The organism is Mycobacterium sp. NGS45 (genome assembly GCF_059812645.1).
Genome location: NZ_JCALDB010000016.1, coordinates 40,008 through 57,715 on the forward strand (window position 1 = coordinate 40,008; position 17,708 = coordinate 57,715).

The 17,708-nt window shown below is 67.8% G+C and carries 15 protein-coding genes; 10 read left to right on the plus strand and 5 right to left on the minus strand.

From position 1 onward, the window contains the following. Positions 1-121: 121 nt before the first annotated feature. A complete protein-coding gene (locus AC5Y3P_RS15570) occupies positions 122-1,693 on the plus strand; it encodes a serine/threonine-protein kinase (protein WP_500046818.1) in 1,572 nt (523 codons plus the stop codon). Positions 1,694-1,705: 12 nt separating this feature from the next. Here AC5Y3P_RS15570 and AC5Y3P_RS15575 read toward each other — a convergent pair whose 3' ends face one another. From AC5Y3P_RS15575 to AC5Y3P_RS15590, 4 genes are all read right to left on the minus strand, one after another. Next, entirely contained in the window at positions 1,706-2,716 is a 1,011-nt protein-coding gene (locus tag AC5Y3P_RS15575) for a serine hydrolase (RefSeq protein WP_500046819.1), read from the minus strand. Between the two features lie 192 nt (positions 2,717-2,908). After that, on the minus strand, positions 2,909-3,754 hold the full coding sequence (locus AC5Y3P_RS15580) for an SDR family oxidoreductase (protein ID WP_500046820.1): 846 nt from the start codon (positions 3,752-3,754) through the stop codon (positions 2,909-2,911). Between the two features lie 85 nt (positions 3,755-3,839). Further along, the gene (locus AC5Y3P_RS15585) at positions 3,840-5,168 is read right to left on the minus strand and encodes a TetR/AcrR family transcriptional regulator (RefSeq protein WP_500046821.1); all 1,329 of its coding nucleotides are present in this window, start codon (positions 5,166-5,168) and stop codon (positions 3,840-3,842) included. 10 nt (positions 5,169-5,178) lie between these two features. Continuing rightward, positions 5,179-5,430 (minus strand): hypothetical protein, encoded by a 252-nt coding sequence (locus AC5Y3P_RS15590; RefSeq protein WP_500046822.1) that lies wholly within the window; start codon positions 5,428-5,430, stop codon positions 5,179-5,181. Between the two features lie 201 nt (positions 5,431-5,631). Between AC5Y3P_RS15590 and AC5Y3P_RS15595 the strand changes: the two genes are divergently transcribed. The 8 genes from AC5Y3P_RS15595 (at position 5,632) to AC5Y3P_RS15630 (ending at position 15,724) form a co-directional block, all read left to right on the plus strand. After that, positions 5,632-7,263, plus strand: coding sequence for a nitric oxide reductase activation protein NorD (locus AC5Y3P_RS15595; RefSeq protein ID WP_500046882.1), 1,632 nt, complete (start codon positions 5,632-5,634; stop codon positions 7,261-7,263). A 188-nt stretch (positions 7,264-7,451) separates the two neighbouring features. After that, on the plus strand, positions 7,452-8,300 hold the full coding sequence (locus AC5Y3P_RS15600) for a CbbQ/NirQ/NorQ/GpvN family protein (protein ID WP_500046823.1): 849 nt from the start codon (positions 7,452-7,454) through the stop codon (positions 8,298-8,300). An 83-nt stretch (positions 8,301-8,383) separates the two neighbouring features. Further along, positions 8,384-9,496: an ABC transporter substrate-binding protein gene (locus tag AC5Y3P_RS15605; protein ID WP_500046824.1), complete on the plus strand. Its 1,113-nt coding sequence runs from the start codon at positions 8,384-8,386 to the stop codon at positions 9,494-9,496. 4 nt (positions 9,497-9,500) lie between these two features. Next, on the plus strand, positions 9,501-10,637 hold the full coding sequence (locus tag AC5Y3P_RS15610; protein ID WP_500046825.1) for a spirocyclase AveC family protein: 1,137 nt from the start codon (positions 9,501-9,503) through the stop codon (positions 10,635-10,637). Continuing rightward, the gene (locus AC5Y3P_RS15615) at positions 10,634-11,704 is read left to right on the plus strand and encodes an SDR family NAD(P)-dependent oxidoreductase (RefSeq protein WP_500046826.1); all 1,071 of its coding nucleotides are present in this window, start codon (positions 10,634-10,636) and stop codon (positions 11,702-11,704) included. Before AC5Y3P_RS15610 ends, AC5Y3P_RS15615 begins: the two co-directional genes overlap by 4 nt. Next, complete coding sequence (locus AC5Y3P_RS15620; protein ID WP_500046827.1) at positions 11,697-13,181, plus strand: aldehyde dehydrogenase family protein; 1,485 nt, start codon at positions 11,697-11,699, stop codon at positions 13,179-13,181. The genes AC5Y3P_RS15615 and AC5Y3P_RS15620 overlap by 8 nt, the downstream gene beginning before the upstream one ends. Positions 13,182-13,205: 24 nt before the next feature. Beyond that, on the plus strand, positions 13,206-14,426 hold the full coding sequence (locus AC5Y3P_RS15625; RefSeq protein ID WP_500046828.1) for a cytochrome P450: 1,221 nt from the start codon (positions 13,206-13,208) through the stop codon (positions 14,424-14,426). Positions 14,427-14,434: 8 nt separating this feature from the next. Next, the gene (locus tag AC5Y3P_RS15630) at positions 14,435-15,724 is read left to right on the plus strand and encodes a cytochrome P450 (protein WP_500046883.1); all 1,290 of its coding nucleotides are present in this window, start codon (positions 14,435-14,437) and stop codon (positions 15,722-15,724) included. Positions 15,725-15,745: 21 nt separating this feature from the next. Here AC5Y3P_RS15630 and AC5Y3P_RS15635 read toward each other — a convergent pair whose 3' ends face one another. Further along, a complete protein-coding gene (locus AC5Y3P_RS15635; protein ID WP_500046829.1) occupies positions 15,746-16,336 on the minus strand; it encodes a TetR/AcrR family transcriptional regulator in 591 nt (196 codons plus the stop codon). A gap of 508 nt (positions 16,337-16,844) precedes the next feature. On the opposite strand from AC5Y3P_RS15635, the gene AC5Y3P_RS15640 reads away from it, so the two are divergent. Next, on the plus strand, positions 16,845-17,708 hold the full coding sequence (locus tag AC5Y3P_RS15640) for an MlaE family ABC transporter permease (RefSeq protein ID WP_500046830.1): 864 nt from the start codon (positions 16,845-16,847) through the stop codon (positions 17,706-17,708).

The following is a 17,708-nucleotide window of genomic DNA, read 5'->3' on the forward strand; positions in this document are numbered from 1 at the left end:
CGACGCGAGTCCCGACTCTACTGCCGCGGTGGCCTCCGACCTCGGCTAACGTGAGGCCAAGTGCGCCCACACGGGTGCTCGTCTCGGGTGATACTCGACTGGCGAGGGAAAGGGAGGGGTCGTGGCGGAATCGCGGTCGCGCGCAGGTTCGACGTTCGGTAGGTATCGCCTCACCCGGCTGATCGGCCGCGGTGGCATGGGCGAGGTCTACGAAGCCTTCGACACCAGCAAGGACCGCACGGTTGCGGTGAAGATCCTGCCCGAGCACCTTTCCGACGACGATCAGTTCCGCACCCGGTTCCAGCGCGAATCGCATGCCGCGGCCGTGCTGGCCGAACCGCACATCATCCCGATCCATGACTGGGGCGAGATCGACGGCAAGCTCTATATCGACATGCGCTTGGTTCAGGGCCGGGATCTGCACGAACTCTTGGAGCAGGGGGCGCTGCAGCCGGCGCGTGCGGTTTCGATCATCGCCCAGATCGGTGCCGCGCTCGACGCTGCGCACGCCGTCGGGTTGATCCACCGCGACGTCAAACCGCAGAACATCTTGGTGACGCCGGCCGATTTCGCCTATCTGGTGGACTTCGGCATCGCCGAATTCACCGGCGAGACCCGACTCACCCAGGCCGGCAGCCACATCGGTTCGTTCGCCTACATGGCCCCGGAGCGCTTCGGGGACGCCGCGGCGACCCCGGCGGTCGATACCTACGCCTTGGCCGCTGTGCTGTTCGAGGCGCTCACCGGGCGGACCCCCTATACCGGCACCACGATGCAGACGCTGGTGGCCGCGCACCTGACCGCACCGCCACCGCGGCCCAGCGCAGTCAATCCCGGGTTACCGGCCGGCCTCGACGACGTCATCGCTCGCGGCATGGCCAAGGACCCGGCGGAGCGCTATGCCAGCGCCGGGGAATTGGGCCGGGCCGCGCAAGCGGCCCTGGGTTCACCGGCCACTGCCGGCCCGAACACCGGGCCGACGGCGGTGGCCGCGGGGCCGACCGCACCGGCCCCGGCGCCACCCACCATGGCGGCCGCCAACCCCTACCCGCTGCAGTGGGGACCGCAATCCTCGGTGCCGCCGGGGTATTCGGCTGCACCGCCCCAGCTTCCACCGTCGGCTCCGCAGCCCGCGGGTCCGTCGAATCCCCGCCCCTGGCTGGTGCCCGCACTGGTGGTGGCCGGCGTGGCGGCGCTGCTGCTCGGCGCGGTCGGTGTGGTGATCGGGATGTTGGTGCAGAACAACTCCAAGCCGATTGCCGACGAAACCTCTACGACACCAACCACATCGGATTACACCAACACCAGGACCGTGACCTCCACGACGGCCCCGCCGGCGCCGACGCCGACGGCGTTGCCGCCATATGTCACCGGACCGGACAACAGCGCCACCAAGGAAAGCTGTGAGTACTTCCAACTGAACGAGCGCAGTGGTTTCGGTACCCGCGCGGCGCGCGGCAGCACCGCCACCTCGTGTTTCTTCGCGCGCAGCGTGCTGCGCGCCTACTGGGACACCTTCCCGGACGCCAACCGGGAGGCGCGGACCGTGCTGGCTGCCGGCAGCGTCGACTGCCGCTCGGTGCCCGGCGCCCGTTGCGTCGATGCGTTGTTCGAAATGCGGTGCGCCGGCTACGGTTCCGACGACTGGATCACCTGCGTCGGAGGTAACGACGCGCGGGTCTACCTGTTCTGAGCCGGGTCGGCGTCAGCTACAGGTGCCGGCCGGCAGCGCAGCCAGCCGATCGGAGAGCCAGTCGGCGATCTGAGTCAGCGCTGCGGTGCCGTCACCGAAGCTGCCGGAGTTCGGTTCCGCGGCGATCGCCACCACGGTCTGACCGGCCGGGGTGTCCAGGATGCCGTACTGGCGCACCAGGTAGGCACCCGACGGCGACGGTCCCCAGCCACCCTTGAAGGCAGCGTTCGGCACGGTGCCCAGTCCCCACCGATGATCGGCGTTGATCTGGCGCATCAACTCGGCAACCGGTTGAAATGCCGGGGCGCAGCCGGCAGCGGCCAGGAAGTTCGCCTGGTTGGTCAGCGTCCATTCGGTCTGACCGAACGCGCTGAACTCTGGCCGCACCTTCTGCGATTGCACCACCGTGGCGCCATCCCCGTGGCCGCGCAGAACTTGCTGCACTTTCTCGGCGGCGCTGCTCGGATCGCCGAGGCCGGCCCAAATCCGTTCGGCGGCAGCGTTGTCCGAGGCTTCGATGGCGCTGACCATGTCGGCGGTCGGTTCTTCGGTACCGGATTCGGACAGCCCGGCCAGCACCAACGGCACCTTGATGGTGGACCAGGCCGGGCCTTTGGACCAGTCGCCGAGCGTCACCGCCGAGCCGTCGGAGCCGATCGGCCGTAGCACCAGTCCGACGGTGGCCGGTAACCGCGACTGCAGCTCGGCGAACTCGGCGGTCAGCGTCGCCGGGTCGGCCGGTACCGCGGAGTCGGCGGGCGGGGTGGACAGCACCGGCGCGCTCGGCGGCGGTGTGGCGCCGACGGTTTCGGACCTGCTGGCAGGTGCGGGGCCGTTGACCGCCGGCCCGGGGTCGCCTGCGCGCATCTCGCGTCCCGCGAAGACACCCGCGATCACCACGCCGGCCAGCACCAACAGCGCCACCAGGGCGATACCGAGCAGGCCGCGGACCCCCAGCGGGGCTGTGTGATGCGCGGTCGCGGCGGGGTGGTCGCCCCGGCCTGCGCGGTGCCGCGGTCTCACGCCGACCCGCCGAGATCGAGACGCACGGTAGCGCGCTGTGCTGCCCGAACGTCCCCACCAAACATGGTCGAAGAGTAGCAAGCAGGAGTGCACCGGCCCGGCAACGCGCGGGCTTCATCCACAGGACCATCCGTCCGCCGTGCGGCGCTGTCCGACCGCCGTGCGGCGGAACGACATTCGCCGGAGGGCGGATCAGGTCAGCGCAACCTTGCCCATCAGGATGTCCATCAGCGGCTTGCCGGGTGCGTAGGCTCCGGTGATCGACGACATCGTGTACCCGGAGTCCACGTACATCGTGATGCCGGTGACCGCGCTGGCCGCCGCGCTGTTGAGAAAGACCATGGCGTTGGCCATCTGCTCGGGGGTGTGCACGGCCAGGCCGACGTCGTCGCGGTAGTCCTGACCGAAGGTCAGCCAGGTGTCGGCGTTGGCCCGGGCCAGTGGGGTGTCGGTGGGGCCGGGGCAGATCGCATTGAGCCGGATCCCCTGCTTCAGCAGCGGATAGGCCCGGGTGGCCACGTAGCCGTTGATCACCTGTTTGGCGAACCCGTAGTGCATGCTGCCGTCGGCCTCGCGCTCCCGAACCCAGGCAGCGGCCGACTCGAAGTCGGGGGTGGCGAGAAGTTCCTGCACCCGCTCCAGGCCGAGTTCCCAGCCCGCGCCGGCCAGCGAGGAGATCAGGCACACCGCCGAACCGGCCGGCAACAGGCCGCGCGAGACCAACTCTTCGATCAGGTGGCGATGGCCGATCACGTTGACCCGCATCATCTCTGGCCCATCGGCGACACCGGCCGCCGAGAACACCGCGTGGATCGGCCCGGTGAGCTGATCCAGAGCCGAATCGATGCTGGCCCGGTCGGCCAGATCGACGTGGATCGAGGTGCCGACACCGTGCTCGACGGGGGCGATGTCCAGCACGATGACCTCGCCGCCCAACGCCGCCACGGCCTGTGCCGCTGCGGCGCCCATGCCGGTGGCCCCACCCACCACCAGGGCGCGCTTGCCGTCGTAGCGGAACTGTTCTTCGATGCCCGTCATCACGATCCTTCCCGGCGCCGCCCTGGCGCTGCACCAGACATTACGCGGAACCAATGTTTGGTTCAATACTCGGGCGTGGGAAAACTCAGGCGTCGCGCACGGCCACACCGCGCAGCACGGTGTCGCGGGTGTGGATCAAACCGCGGCGGGTGCCGAGCTCGTGCAGGATGTTCTCCGGAATCCATTGCTGGCCGATGACGCAGCGCGCCAACATCTCCGCGCTGGGGCTTTCGATCGCGATTTCACCGGACTTGATGCCCTGGGACAGCAGCGATTTCATCTGTCGCACCCGGGTGGTGAACGACCAGCCCGGTTCGGCGACGTCGGGTGGGGATTGCCGCATCCAGGCCAGTTGGATCCGGAACTCGTCCGGGAAACGGTCCAGGGCGTTGATGTTGATCCAGCTCAACGCATCGAGTTTGGCCAGCGGGGAGGAGTCGGACTCGAGCACTGCGGTCCAGCCGGCGCCCACCTTCTTGCCGAACGACAGCATGATCGACGTCAACAGTTCGTCCTTGGAGCCGATCACCCGGTAGACGGTTCCGGTGCCCATGCCGGCCGCGGCGGCGATGTCGCGGACCGTGGTCATCTCATAGCCGCGCCGACCGAACTCGGCGCGTGCGACCGCGCGCACATGGGCCGACTTGTCATCCAGTTCCTCTTGCTCCGACCAGGTTTCGATGACCTGCTGGGCAGCCGCGAACGCCGCAGAGGCGTCGAGTTCGGCATCAGTGGGGTCGCTGCCGGCCAACCCCTGCAAGATGATGTTGCACTGCAGCGTGGCCACCAGTTCGGTGGGCGCCTTGTGCCGGATCATGTCCAGCCCGACGTGCAGCATGGTCTGCACGATCCGGTCTGCCACGGTGGGCAGGTCGACGTCGGGCCGGATGTAGCCACTCCAGCGGCCGGCGCGCAACGCCTGCAGCATGGCGGCGGTGATCTTGGTCGGGCGCCGGGCGGTCAGCGCCATCAACTCGGGATCCGCGCTGGGCCCCTCGTAGAACGACATCTGCAGGGCAGCGCGGTGCCTGACTGCGCACCGCGCGATGGCGCAGCCGAGCCCGATGATCTGCTCGGATGGTGGCCGCGGATCGGGTTCATCGAGTCGCTGCAGCGCCACCTCACCGATGTGCTCGAGGTCCGCGTGGTAGTTGCGGATCAGCTCGATGAGGATGGCTTCCTTGGATTCGAAGTGGTGATAGAGGCTGCCCGCCAGAATTCCCGCGGCGTCGGCGATCTGCTGCAGCGAGGTGCGCAGGCCGGAGGTCGCGATCACGGTGTTGGCGGTCTGCAGGATCTCGGCGCGCCGAGAAGCATCGGTGCTGTCGGCGTCGGGCGGTGCCGCCGCCGAAGCCGGCCGGCTGCGCCCGCTGGTGCGGGGGCTGCGACGGGGTGCGGCACCGAGGTTCGTCATCGCGCCGAGTCTATCGACTACCGACCGGCGGGATCGGCTCCCGGGTTTTCTGGTCGGGAAACGCGACCCCAGCGTTACCTGGCATGACGCTGACACCGAGCCGGTCGCGCACTTCGAGCACCTGGTCGAGGATCGAGCCGGGCACCGGGTAGGAATCGGGCGCCGACCCCTGGTTGGACTGTTCGGCGATGTCTTCGGCGGTGGGTGCGCAGTGCGGATCGGCGCCGGTGACGATCGCGACCTGGTCCGCGAAGTCGATCACGGTGCTCCCCTCACGCTGGCTCGATCATGTTGCAGTGCCGATCAATTCGTAGCTTCTCCGGCCGTCGCCGTGCGGGCTCGGACGGTTTTGGCAATTGACTCGCGATGGGCTGGACTCTACTTTGGAACATATATTTGGTCAACGAATGAGGATCCCCGGGGAGTTCAGGTGACCGATACCGCCACAGTGGAACGACTGGGCATGCTGGCTTCGGCGTTGGCCGGCCGCCCCCTGGTGGTGGCGGCCACGGCCGACGGCGAGCCGGCCTGGACCGACGGCAAGACCATCTACCTCGACGGCAGCGCGGACCTGCAGGCCCAGCTCGAAGCGCTGGCCGTGCAGGCCTGCCTGCTTGCCGGGGGCGGGCTGGAGTCCGAGATCGTCGGCAAACTGGCCCGGAAGCAGAAGCTTGCCGACCGTTACCTGGCCGTGGAAGGGCGCCGGGCTCTGGGCGCCAACGCCGAACTGCTCCCGGCTCGGCTGCGCGCCCTGCTCGACGGCGCTGCCACGGACAGCGCATCGGCGGCGGCCTCGTTGCAGATCGCGCAGAGCAAGGCGTCGATCCCGGAGTCACCGGCCTGCTTCGGAACCATTCGGATCCGAAAATTGGCCGCCGCCCAGCGGGCCGCCGAGAAGTCCAAGGCGGCTGCCCAGGCCCGGCACCGGGCCCGCCGCGACTCTGGTGAGGAACTGCCTGAACTGCTCGAAGACGCCGAAACCGAAGAGATCATCGACCCGTTCTCCAGTCCGGTCGGCGGTGGCGGCGCGATCGGCAAGCTGCTGGCGAAACTGACCAGCAAGGTCCGCCAGCTCGGTTCGGGCGGCTCCCCGGGCGCAGATTCCCCGACCAACCGGCGGCGCTCGGCGAACGCCGGCGCCGGCGCCGTGGCGTCGTCGCTGCGGCCCGACGGTGAGGACGACACCGACACCGGACGTGCCGGGTTCCGTTACCCGGAATGGGACGCCCACCGCCGCAGGTACCGCCACGATTGGTGCACCGTCACCGAGGTCGAGGTCAAGGCTCGTGGCGAGGGCTGGACCATGCCGGACGGGCACGCGGTCCGGCGGTCGCTGACCAGGTTGGGCATGGGTCTGAGCCGGCACCACCGGCAGCGCCAGGGCGACGACCTCGACGTCGACGCCGTCGTCGAGTCCCGAGTGGAGGTGGCCGCCGGCTCGGCACCCGACGACGCCGTCTACGTCGACAACCTGCGACAGCGCCGGGACCTGTCGGTATTGGTCCTGTTGGATGTCTCCGGCTCGGCGGCCGAAGCCGGCAGCGCCGGCGGCACCGTGCACGAGCAACAGCGCGCCGCGGCCGCTGCCCTGACCGCGGCGCTGCATGAACTCGGTGACCGAGTTGCGTTGTACGCCTACCATTCTCAGGGGCGCTCGGCCGTCGAACTGAACGCGGTGAAGCGTTTCGACGACCGGTTCGACGCCGCCGCGATGCGTCGACTCTACGGCCTGCAGCCGGGCGCGTACTCCCGGTTGGGAGCTGCGATCCGGCACGGTGTAACCATCTTGACCACGCGTGCCGGCACGCCACGGCGGCTGCTGGTGGTGATCTCCGACGGGCTGGCCTACGACCACGGCTACGAACGTGGTTACGGGGCTGCCGATGCGCGGCGCGCCCTGGCCGAGGCGACCCAGGACGGGGTCGGCTGCGTGTGTTTGACCGTCGGTGCCGGCACCGACGTCGCCGACCTGCGCGCAGTCTTCGGCACCGCGGCGCACGCCACCGTGCGTCGACCGGACCAACTGAGCCGGGTGATCGGGCCGCTGTTCCGGGTTGCGCTGGCCCGCGCTGAGGCACGGCGGCGCCGACCGTGACGAAAAGAGGTACCGATCAAGGCTTTACATGTGTGAATTCCCGATCGAGTCTTGTACCAAACATCTGTTCCACGTAGGCTCGGGCGTGTGGAGGTCACTCCGCGCACCGAAGTCAGTGAAGGGAAAGTGATGGCAGGCAACGGAGCCCAACGTCAACCGGACACCCCGCAAGCCCACCGGCGGCCGCGATGACTGCGGCGGCGGACCTGATGACCAAGCCGTCGGGACTCGACGGCTCCGAGCGGCCCTACTACGTCCCGGTCGGCAACGAGGAGGCGGTATTCAAAGCCGCGTACCGACAAGGACTTTCGATCGTCCTCAAGGGGCCCACCGGATGTGGCAAGACCCGCTTCGTGGAAGCCATGGCGCACGATCTGGGCCGGCCGTTGATCACCGTGTCCTGCCACGACGACCTGACCACCGCCGACCTGGTGGGCCGTTATCTGCTGCGCGGTGGTGACACCGAGTGGGTGGACGGGCCGCTGACCCGGGCCGTGCGCGAGGGTGCGATCTGCTATCTCGACGAGGTGGTCGAGGCCCGGCAGGACACCACCGTGGTGCTGCACCCACTGGCCGATCATCGCCGGCAGTTGCCGATCGACCGGCTGGGCATCACCTTGGATGCTGCCCCCGGATTCGGCCTGGTGGTGTCCTACAACCCCGGCTACCAGAGCGTGCTCAAGGATCTCAAGGACTCCACCCGGCAGCGGATGGTCGCACTGGATTTCAGCTTCCCGGATCCGGCCGTCGAGGAACGCATCGTGGCCCACGAGGCCGGGATCTCCGCCGACGCGGCAGCCCAGTTGGTGCAGTTCGCCTCAGCGATCCGGCGAATCGAATCCGGCGGGCTGCGTGAGGTGTCCTCGACCCGCGTCTTGATCGCGGCCGGCCGGCTGGTGGCCGAGGGGTTGAGCTTGCGTGAGGCGGCCCGCACCGCCGTGGTCGGCCCGCTGACCGATGATCCGAATCTCACCCGGGGTCTGGTCGAGATGATCGACGTCTACCTCGGCGACGGCGGGCGGCCGAGCGGTGATTGACGCCCGTCGCCCGGCGCCGCTACTGTCCGAACAAATATTAGGTTGCAGTCGCCGGACTGCCTGGTCACCTCGATGGGGGGCACGTGTCCTACGAAAGTAGCGCTGAGCCGATCAAGATCGGCTATCTGATGGATTTCACGCTGCCGGAGATGTTTCCGGCGGACATGAAGGACGATTTCACCGCGACCTTCGAGGTGGTCTTCGGAGATGCCCGCGAACAGGGCTTGATCGACCGGCCGATCCAGATGATCTATCGCGAAGTCGAGGGCCTGCCGAAGGGTTCGGTGAAAGCCGTCATCGACGCCTACGGCGAGTTGGTCGACGAAGGCTGCCTGGCGATCTTCGGACCGCACATCACCGACAACTGCGTGCCGACCAAGGAAGCCATCGAGGAGCGGTTCAAGGTGCCGGCGATCAGCGTCACCGGCACCGATGACTGGCTGGGCGAATGGACGTTCGCCTTCCCGCAGGGCTCGATGACCGACGAGCCGATCTTCTGGGCCGACCTGCTGGCCAAGCGCGGACTGTCCGAGGTCGGGGTGCTCATCGAGCAGTCGCTGATCGGCGAGAGCTATTTGAAGAATTTCCGCACGGCCTGCAAGCGCAAGGGCATCCGGATCGTGGCGGAGGCCTTGATCGCGCAGACCGCGCAGGACATCGACGCGGCCGTGCGCACCCTGCACGAGGCCAAGGCCGAAGCAATCGTGCACTGCGGCTTCGGATTCGGCATCGTCTTCATCAACCCGGCGTTGCAGGCGCTGGACTGGGACCCGCCCCGGTTCACCAGCACCGCCTTCCAGAACGCCTGGGTCAACCCGATCATGTGGCAGGCCTTCACCGGCTGGATCGGGGTGGACCAGTACGACGAAGAGAACCCGGTGCTGCAGGAGTTCCTGGACCGGTACCAGCAGGTCAAGGGTCGGCGACCGAAATACTGTGTGCCGCCGGTGAATCGAGATGTCGCGACCGCGCTGCTGCGGGCTTGCATCGATGCGCACCCGTTGAGTCCGCGCGGGGTCAAGGAGGCCTTGGAACGGGTCAAGATGATGCCGGCCGCAGCCGGCGCCCCGGGCACCCGGGTGTCGTTCGGAAAGTGGACCCGACGGGCCTGGATGGGTGCCGGCTACCTGGTGGCCCGCACCCTGGACCCCGACGGCGTCAATTCCCATCTGGTAGACCGCTTCGGCGAGGAGTAGGCCGATGACCACCGAGCAGGCACTCCCGCGGCCGGCGGACGAAAACCCCAAGGGCAGAAGGCCGTCCCCGCTGCCGTGGATCTGGCTGGCGCTGGCGCTCGCGGTGATCGGCGTGATCGCCTACCACGCCCGGATCGGAGCGGTGTCCCCGCGGATCCGCAACCCGGAGATACCCGAGGGGCCCGCACCCCGGCCGGTGGAACCGCTGCTGGGGTTCGACCACTGGGTCGCGGTGTTGCAGATCCTGACCATCTTCATGTGCCTCGGCGTGATCGTGGTATTCGTGGTGGCCTGGCGCCGTCACCCGCGGCACCCGTATCTGCTGATGGCGATCGTCACCACGTTGATCGTGTGGCAGGACCCGATCATGAACTGGGCCCCGTTCGCGGTGTACAACCCGGATCTGTGGCATTGGCCCGAGGATTGGCCATTGGTCAACATCTCGCCGACGGTCGAACCGTTCCTGGTGATCGGGTACGTGCTGTTCTACTTCGGTCCGTTCTTCGCGGCCCATCCGGTGCTGCGGCGACTGCAGGCCAAACGCCCACCGGAGTCTTTTGTCTGGCGACATCCGCTGATCAGCCTGGCCGCGCTGATCCTGGTGTTCGGCTTCATCATCGACATGTTCCTGGAAGTCACCCTGGTCCGCACCGGGATGTACATCTACTCGCAGGCCATCCCGTTCGGCACCATCTTCGCCGGTGAGCCCTGGCAGTTCCCGCTGCTGTGGGAGTCCACCCTGGTGACCATCGTGATGATGCCGGCCGGCGTGCTGGTGTACCGCGATGACACCGGTCGCACGGTCGCCGAGAAACTGGCCCAACGTGCCCGACTGTTCCCCAACCGGCCCGCGCTGGGCACCTTCACGGTGATGTTCATCGTGATCAACATCGCCTACTTCGGCTACGGATTCGGCTTCCAATTGATCAAGATCAGCGGCTTCGCCACCTCGGTGGCCTGTCCCTGGCCCTATCCGGAGGCCAAAGTCTATGACCCACAAGGGGAGTACGAAGCACAAGGCCAGCCCGGACCGTATTCGGTGGGCAAGTGGTCGACCTGGATGAGCGGACAACCGGCCGGCCGGCCGGATGTGGAACCCCCGGCCGACGGCGGCCGCTGCGCACCGAAGGAGGCGGCATGATCGAACCACGCTCCGTCGTGATCACCGGCGCGTCACGCGGTTTGGGGTTTGCCTCCGCGGTGCGGCTGTACCGGGAAGGCTGGCGCGTGGTGGCAGCCATGCGCACCCCCGACCGTGGCCTGCCGCTACTGCGCGAGGCCACCGGGGCCGCCGAAGACGACGACCGGCTGATCGGCGTGCAACTCGACCTGCTCGATGCGGCCTCGATCGACGCTGCGGCCAAGACCATCGAGGACACCGTCGGGGCGCCGTATGCCCTGGTGCACAACGCCGGCATCTCGGCCGCCGGCGTGGTCGAGGAGACCGACGCCCGACTGTGGCAGGACATGCTGGGCACGCACGTGATCGGTCCGGTGTCGCTGACCAAGGCCCTGCTGCCGGGGATGCGGGCGGCCGGGCGGGGCCGGATCGTGCTGGTGTCCAGTGCGGGCGGGGTGCGCGGTCAGCCGAGCACCGCGCCGTATTCGGCGGCCAAGGGCGCGCTGGAGCGCTGGGGCGAGTCGATGGGCACCGAGATCGCGCCGTTCGGCCTGGGCGTGACCGTGCTGGTCACCGGGACCTACGACACCGACATCATCACCGACGCCGGCACCACCGACGACCGCGATCTCGACGGCCCCTACGCGCGGGTGCATCAGCGGATGGACAAACGCGGCAGACTCGCCATGAGCCTGGCCCGCAACCCGGCCCGGTTCGCCGACGGGCTGGTGGCTGCGCTCGAGGATCGGGGCGCCTTCCGCAAGCACGCGGTTGGTCCGGATGCCTCGATGCTGTTGATAGCCAACCGGATACTGCCGTCCGCCGGGATGCATCAGCTGTCCCGGCTGGCCCTCGGGATTCCCCGCTACGGCGCGCTGCGTGACGGGGCCCCGCCCACCCTGAGCCAGCGGGCGATGCTCGCCGCGGTCCGGGTACTGCCGGATCCGGTGCTGTACCGCGCGATGGCATTGGCCGCGCGGTTCGCCACACCGCCGGCCGCGGAACCGGCCCCGGCAGCCGAGGCCGGCACCGAACCCCAACCCCCGGACAAAACCAGCCACGACGAAGGAAGCCACCCCGATGCCTGAGCGCTCCACCCCGGCCTATGAGGCCCGCCTGCTGATCGACGGCAAGCTGGTCGACGGTGAAGCCGGCACCTTCACCAACATCAACCCGGCCACCGAGGAGGTGCTCGGCGAGGTCTCGGACGGTTCGGCAGCCGAGCTGCAGCAGGCCATCGACGCCGCCCGCCGCGCCTTCGACGACACCGACTGGTCCACCAACCGCGGCTTCCGGGCGCGTTGCCTCGGGCAACTACAGGAAGCCCTGGAGTCCGAGGTGGAGGAGCTGCGCGATGAACTCATCCGGGAGGTGGGTTGCCCGCGCTCGATCACGCACGGACCGCAATTGGATGCGCCGCTGTCCGACGGGCTGCGTTACCCCGCCGAATTGATCGAAACCTATCCGTGGGAAACCGATTTGGGTGAGGTCTTCGTCGCGCTGACCGGACGCCAGACCCGCCGCAAAGTGTGGCGGGAGCCGGTCGGGGTGGTCGGCGCCATCGCGCCGTGGAACTTCCCGTTCGAGATCATCGTGCACAAGTTGGGCCAGGCGCTGGCGACCGGAAACACGGTGGTGCTCAAACCCGCCCCCGACACCCCGTTCAACGCGCTGCGCGTGGGTCGGTTGATCGCCGAGAAGACCGACATCCCGCCCGGTGTGGTCAACGTGGTCAGCACCTCCGACAACGCCGTCGCCGAGGAACTGGTGCTCTCACCCAAGGTGGACATGATCTCGTTCACCGGCTCCACCGCGGTGGGCAAGCGGATAATGGAAAAGGGTGCCGCCACCATGAAGCGGCTGTTCCTCGAACTCGGCGGCAAGTCGGCAACCATCGTGCTCGACGACGCCGACCTGGCCTCGGCCTGCATGATCGGCATCGGTCCGCTGGTGCACGCCGGCCAGGGCTGTGCTGCGCCCACCCGACTGCTGCTGCCGCGCTCCCGCTACGACGAGGGCGTGGCGATCCTGGAGGGCATCTACGGCGACATCGCGCCCGGTGACCCGCAGGATCCCGGAACCATCTGTGGCCCGGTGATTTCCGACCGGCAACGCAGCCGGATCCGGTCACTGATCCAAACCGGCGTCGACGAGGGCGCCAAGTTGCTGGTGGGCGGAGCCGAGCCACCGGAGGGATTCGACGCCGGATTCTGGGTGCGACCCACGCTGTTCGTCGACGTCGACAACTCGATGACCATCGCGCAGGAGGAGATCTTCGGACCGGTGCTCGTAGTCATCCCCTATGAGGACGACGAACACGCCATCCGGATCGCCAATGACAGCGTCTACGGCCTGGCCGGCAACGTGATGTCGGGGTCGGTGCAGCGTTCGCTGGCGGTCGCCGGCCGAATGCGGGCCGGGTTCATCGGTTGCAACGGCACCACCGGATACGGCGCCGACGTGCCGTTCGGCGGATACAAGGCCAGCGGCTTGGGCCGGCAGAACGGTGTCGCCGGCTTCGACCAGTACACCGAAGTCAAATCCGTTGCCTACCCGGTTGATTGACCAGAACTCGAGGGGACTGCTGATATGCAACTATTCGACGACCTGGAGGACTTCGGCGCCTTCGATGACGTGGTGTCGGGCAACGTTCGGGATCCCTATCCCGAGTTGGCCCGGCTGCGGCGCGAGGAACCCGTGCAGCGCATCGACATGTCCGGGATGCCCGGCGAAGAAGGCAAACCGGTGTTCATCGTGTACCGGCACGAGTACGCCCAGCAGATGCTGCGGGACAACGAGACCTTTTCCTCGGCGGTGGTGTTGCAGGCCTTCGGCGACGTGCTCGGTCACCAGGTGATGCTCGGCATGGACGAACCCGACCACGGCCGGCACCGCGCCCTGGTGTCCAAGGCGTTCTCGCAGAAGGCGTTGGCGCGCTGGGAGGATGAACTGGTCGGCCGGGTGGCCAACGAGCTGATCGACCAGTTCGCCGAGCGTGGGTGCGCCGATCTGGTCAAGGAATTCAACTTTCCGTACCCGACCCGGATCATCGCCGGTCTGCTCGGCCTGCCCGAAGAGGACTTCGAACAGTTCCAGCGCTGGTCCATCTCCCTGCTGAGTTTCACCATCAACCCGGAGCGCGGCAAGGCGGCCTCGCAGACCTTGGTGGAGTACTTTCGGCCCATCCTGGAGGCCCGGCGCAGCGACCCCCAGGATGATGTGATCAGCAGCCTGGCTGCCGCCGAGATCGACGGCCACCGACTCGCCGACGAAGAGATCTTCTCGTTCCTGCGGTTGCTGCTGCCGGCCGGGATCGAAACCACCTACCGCTCGTTGGGCAACCTGTTGTTCGCCCTGCTGTCCGATTCCGATCAGCTGGCCGCGGTACGCGCCGACCGCAGCTTGCTGCCGCAGGGGATCGAGGAGGCCGTGCGCTGGGATCCGCCACTGCTGACCATCACCCGCGTTGCGACCCGCGACACCGAGCTCGGCGGGGTGCCGATCCCGCAGGGCTCCTCGGTGATGCCGATGCTGGGTGCGGCCAACCGGCAGGAGGATCGCTACCCCGATCCGGACAGCTATGACATCTTCCGCACCGCGCGCGCCCACCTGGGCTGGGGGCATGGCGTGCATGTCTGCCTGGGCATGCATCTGGCCCGGCTGGAGATGCGCACCGCGATCAACTTGCTGTTGGACCGGCTACCGAATCTGCGGCTGGATCCAGGCGATTCCGATCCGCACATCCGCGGCCAGGTATTCCGTTCACCGACCGCGCTGCCGGTCGCCTTCGACCAGGTGGTGCTGCGGTGACCGACCAGATGCAAGCGGCCGACGCGACCGCGCAACCGGACTTCGAGACCGTGGACTATTTCTTCGATCAGTCCCTGGTGCCGAACCCGTACCCGTACTTCGACTACCTGCGCGAGCAGGCACCGGTGCGGCCGGCGACACCGCACGGGGTGGTCGCGATCACCGGCTACGCCGAAGCGCTTGCGGCCTACAAGGATCCGGCGTTCTCGTCGTGCGTGGCGGTGGCCGGACCATTCCCGCCGCTACCTTTCGTGCCGGAAGGTGACGACATCGGACCGCAGATCGAGGCGCATCGCGCGCAGATCCCGATGTCCGAACACGTGGTCACGATGGACGCTGAAGAGCACACCAAGACCCGGGCGCTGCTGTCCAAGCTGATCACCCCGAAACGGCTCAGCGAGAACGAAGAGTTCATGTGGCGGCTGGCCGATCAGCGACTGGACACCTTCATCGAACGCGGGTCCTGTGAGTTCATGGCCGACTATGCGCAACCGTTCGCGATGTTGGTGATCGCCGATCTGCTGGGCGTGCCCGAGGCCGACCACCCGGAGTTCTCGGCCACCCTGGATCGCGAGGTGGTGGGCGCGATCGGCGACGAAGAGACCGTCACGCACAACCCGTTGATGTGGCTGGATGAGAAGTTCCGCTCCTACATCACCGACCGGCGCCGGCAGGCGCGCGCCGACGTACTGTCCGAACTCGCCTCGGCGACCTATCCGGATGGTTCGTTGCCGGATGTCGAGGAAGTGGTCAAGCTCGCCACGTTCCTGTTCGCGGCCGGTATGGACACCACCACCAAGCTGCTGTCCACGGCCCTCCGGGTGCTGGGTGAGCGACCCGATCTGCAGCAGACCCTGCGCGCCGACCGCAGCCAGATCCCGACCTTCCTGGAGGAGTCGCTGCGGACCGAAAGCCCGGTCAAGAGCCACTTCCGGTTGGCCCGCACCAACACCAAGCTCGGTGATGTCGAGATCCCGGCCGGCACCATCATCATGTTGCTGCCCGGCGCAAGCAACCGGGATCCGGCCAAATTCGGCGACCCGCAAGAGTTTTCGCACACCCGACGGAATGTGCGGGAACACATCGCCTTTGGCCGCGGTGCGCATTCCTGCCCGGGCGCGCCGCTGGCGCGGGCCGAAGCCCGGATATCGCTGAACCGGATCCTGGACCGGATGGCCGACATCAGGATCAACGAGGCCGAACACGGCCGGGCAGAGGAGCGCCGCTACGAGTACGAGCCGACGTTCATCATGCGCGGGTTGAGCACACTGCACATCGAGTTCGACCCGATCGGCTGAGCTGGGATGCGGTTGGACGGCTCAGCGCACCAGCGGCGCCAGATACTTGCTCGCGTAGCTGCGCACCGCGTCCGGATCGGTCACGTTCAGCACCGGGGTGCGGATCTGGGCCAGCGACCGCGCGGTCCGCACGTGCAGTTCGGCGATCGCGCGCAGATCCGGATCCGACAGCGTGGCTCCGGCCGCGCGCAGGGCTCTGGCCATCGTGATCGCGGTCGCCGACATGAACGCGTCGGCGCTGCCGAAGACGTCGCGCACCTCGGCGGACTCGTTGTCGAGCTCGAGGAATCGGGCCAGCAGTGGGTCCTCGGTCAGCATGTGCAGGCCCTCGCAGAACAACGCGATGGCAGCCTCCTTCGGGTCCGATTGGCCGGCCCCGACCGCGGTCAGCCGGGCCATGGCCTGATCGAAGGCCCGCCGGGCCAGCGCACTGATCAACGCTTCCCGGCTCGGGAAGCGCCGGTAGAGCGTGCTGCGGCTGATCCCGGCCGCGCGCGCGATGGCGTCGAGCTGCGCCCGCTCGACCCCGAGCAGCGCGACCTCCGCACCGGCGGCCGCCAGGATCGCGGCCTCCTGTTCGGCAGCGTCGCTACGGGTGCGCGGCGCTCGCATACCACCGGCTCCTCGGCTCTCCCGTCGCTGACATGAAGAACGAGAATACGTCTCAACGTTTCAGTGAGGTCGAGAAACCCGTCAGGTTGCTGGACGCAGCGCACCGGCCGCGGGTCAGCTGCCGGCTGAGTCCGCCAGGACGGCGGACGGTCGGGCGCGGACTTCGGATTTACCTGACCGTAAATAGACGCGCCCAAGTGCCATCCGGTTGCGCAATTGCGCATGTGTAGCGGTATTTCCACACGGCATCCGGTGAAGTTAATGAGAATTCCCTGAAAGCTTGACGCTAATGTGAGGGCCACCATACGGTGACGGTCGGTGCCGAACCCGTCACCACGAGTTGCTGGTCTCCGCTCCCCAGGGCGGAGGCGCTGCGGGGAGGGATGTTGACTTTGCGTTACCAGCGGTTGCACCGTGCCGGCGAACGACGGTTCCACGAGTGCGCTGCAATCGCGGACCGCGCTGGCCGATGCGTTCCGGTCGGCCGACACGCAGAGGATCCGCTCCGATGACCGTCCAGGATTCGCCGCCGGCCCGCCCGCAGGGCGACGGCGTCAAGGCCATCGAGGACTGGACCACCGGCTACGTCCGGCGCCACCCGATGGCGTCCGTCGCGACGGTCGGCGACCAGTTCGTCATCGGGGTGCGCACCATCCAGTACCTGTTCGTCGATCTGTTCACCGGCCGCTTCCAGTGGAAGGAATTCGTCCGCCAGGGCGCGTTCATGGCCGGAACCTCGGTGGTGCCGACCGTGCTGGTGGCATTGCCGATCGGCGTCACGCTCTCGATCCAGTTCGCGTTGTTGGCCAGCCAGGTGGGCGCCACCTCGCTGGCCGGTGCGGCCAGCGGACTGGCGGTGATCCGGCAGGCCGCCTCGCTGGTGGCCGCGGTGCTGATGGCCGCCGCGGTCGGCTCGGCGATCACCGCCGATCTCGGTTCGCGCACCATGCGCGAGGAGATCGACGCGATGGAGGTCATGGGTGTCTCGGTGCTGCGCCGCCTGGTGGTGCCGCGCTTCGCGGCGGCCATCATGATCGGCGTCGCGCTCACCGGTGTGGTGGCCTTCGTCGGCTTCTTGGCCAGCTACCTGTTCAACGTCTACTTCCAAAACGGTGCACCGGGCAGCTTCGTCGCCACCTTCGCGTCCTTCACCACCACCGGCGACATGATCGTCGCGTTGATCAAGGCGGTGATCTTCGGGGCGATCGTCGCGGTGGTCTCGGCGCAGAAGGGGCTGTCCACGCAGGGCGGCCCGACCGGCGTCGCGAACTCGGTGAACGCCGCGGTGGTCGAATCCATCCTGGTGCTGATGATCGTCAACGTCTCGGTCAGCCAGCTCTACGTGATGCTGTTCCCACGGACGGGCCTGTGA

What these genes read in the sequence shown, in the direction of transcription:
- AC5Y3P_RS15580 (WP_500046820.1), bottom strand. Translation starts at nt 3,754, where the DNA reads ATGACGGGCATCGAAGAACAGTTCCGCTACGACGGCAAGCGCGCCCTG.
- AC5Y3P_RS15585 (WP_500046821.1), bottom strand. Translation starts at nt 5,168, where the DNA reads ATGACGAACCTCGGTGCCGCACCCCGTCGCAGCCCCCGCACCAGCGGG.
- AC5Y3P_RS15595 (WP_500046882.1), top strand. Translation starts at nt 5,632, where the DNA reads ATGCTGGCTTCGGCGTTGGCCGGCCGCCCCCTGGTGGTGGCGGCCACG.
- AC5Y3P_RS15600 (WP_500046823.1), top strand. Translation starts at nt 7,452, where the DNA reads ATGACTGCGGCGGCGGACCTGATGACCAAGCCGTCGGGACTCGACGGC.
- AC5Y3P_RS15610 (WP_500046825.1), top strand. Translation starts at nt 9,501, where the DNA reads ATGACCACCGAGCAGGCACTCCCGCGGCCGGCGGACGAAAACCCCAAG.
- AC5Y3P_RS15615 (WP_500046826.1), top strand. Translation starts at nt 10,634, where the DNA reads ATGATCGAACCACGCTCCGTCGTGATCACCGGCGCGTCACGCGGTTTG.
- AC5Y3P_RS15620 (WP_500046827.1), top strand. Translation starts at nt 11,697, where the DNA reads ATGCCTGAGCGCTCCACCCCGGCCTATGAGGCCCGCCTGCTGATCGAC.
- AC5Y3P_RS15625 (WP_500046828.1), top strand. Translation starts at nt 13,206, where the DNA reads ATGCAACTATTCGACGACCTGGAGGACTTCGGCGCCTTCGATGACGTG.
- AC5Y3P_RS15630 (WP_500046883.1), top strand. Translation starts at nt 14,435, where the DNA reads ATGCAAGCGGCCGACGCGACCGCGCAACCGGACTTCGAGACCGTGGAC.
- AC5Y3P_RS15635 (WP_500046829.1), bottom strand. Translation starts at nt 16,336, where the DNA reads ATGCGAGCGCCGCGCACCCGTAGCGACGCTGCCGAACAGGAGGCCGCG.
- AC5Y3P_RS15640 (WP_500046830.1), top strand. Translation starts at nt 16,845, where the DNA reads ATGACCGTCCAGGATTCGCCGCCGGCCCGCCCGCAGGGCGACGGCGTC.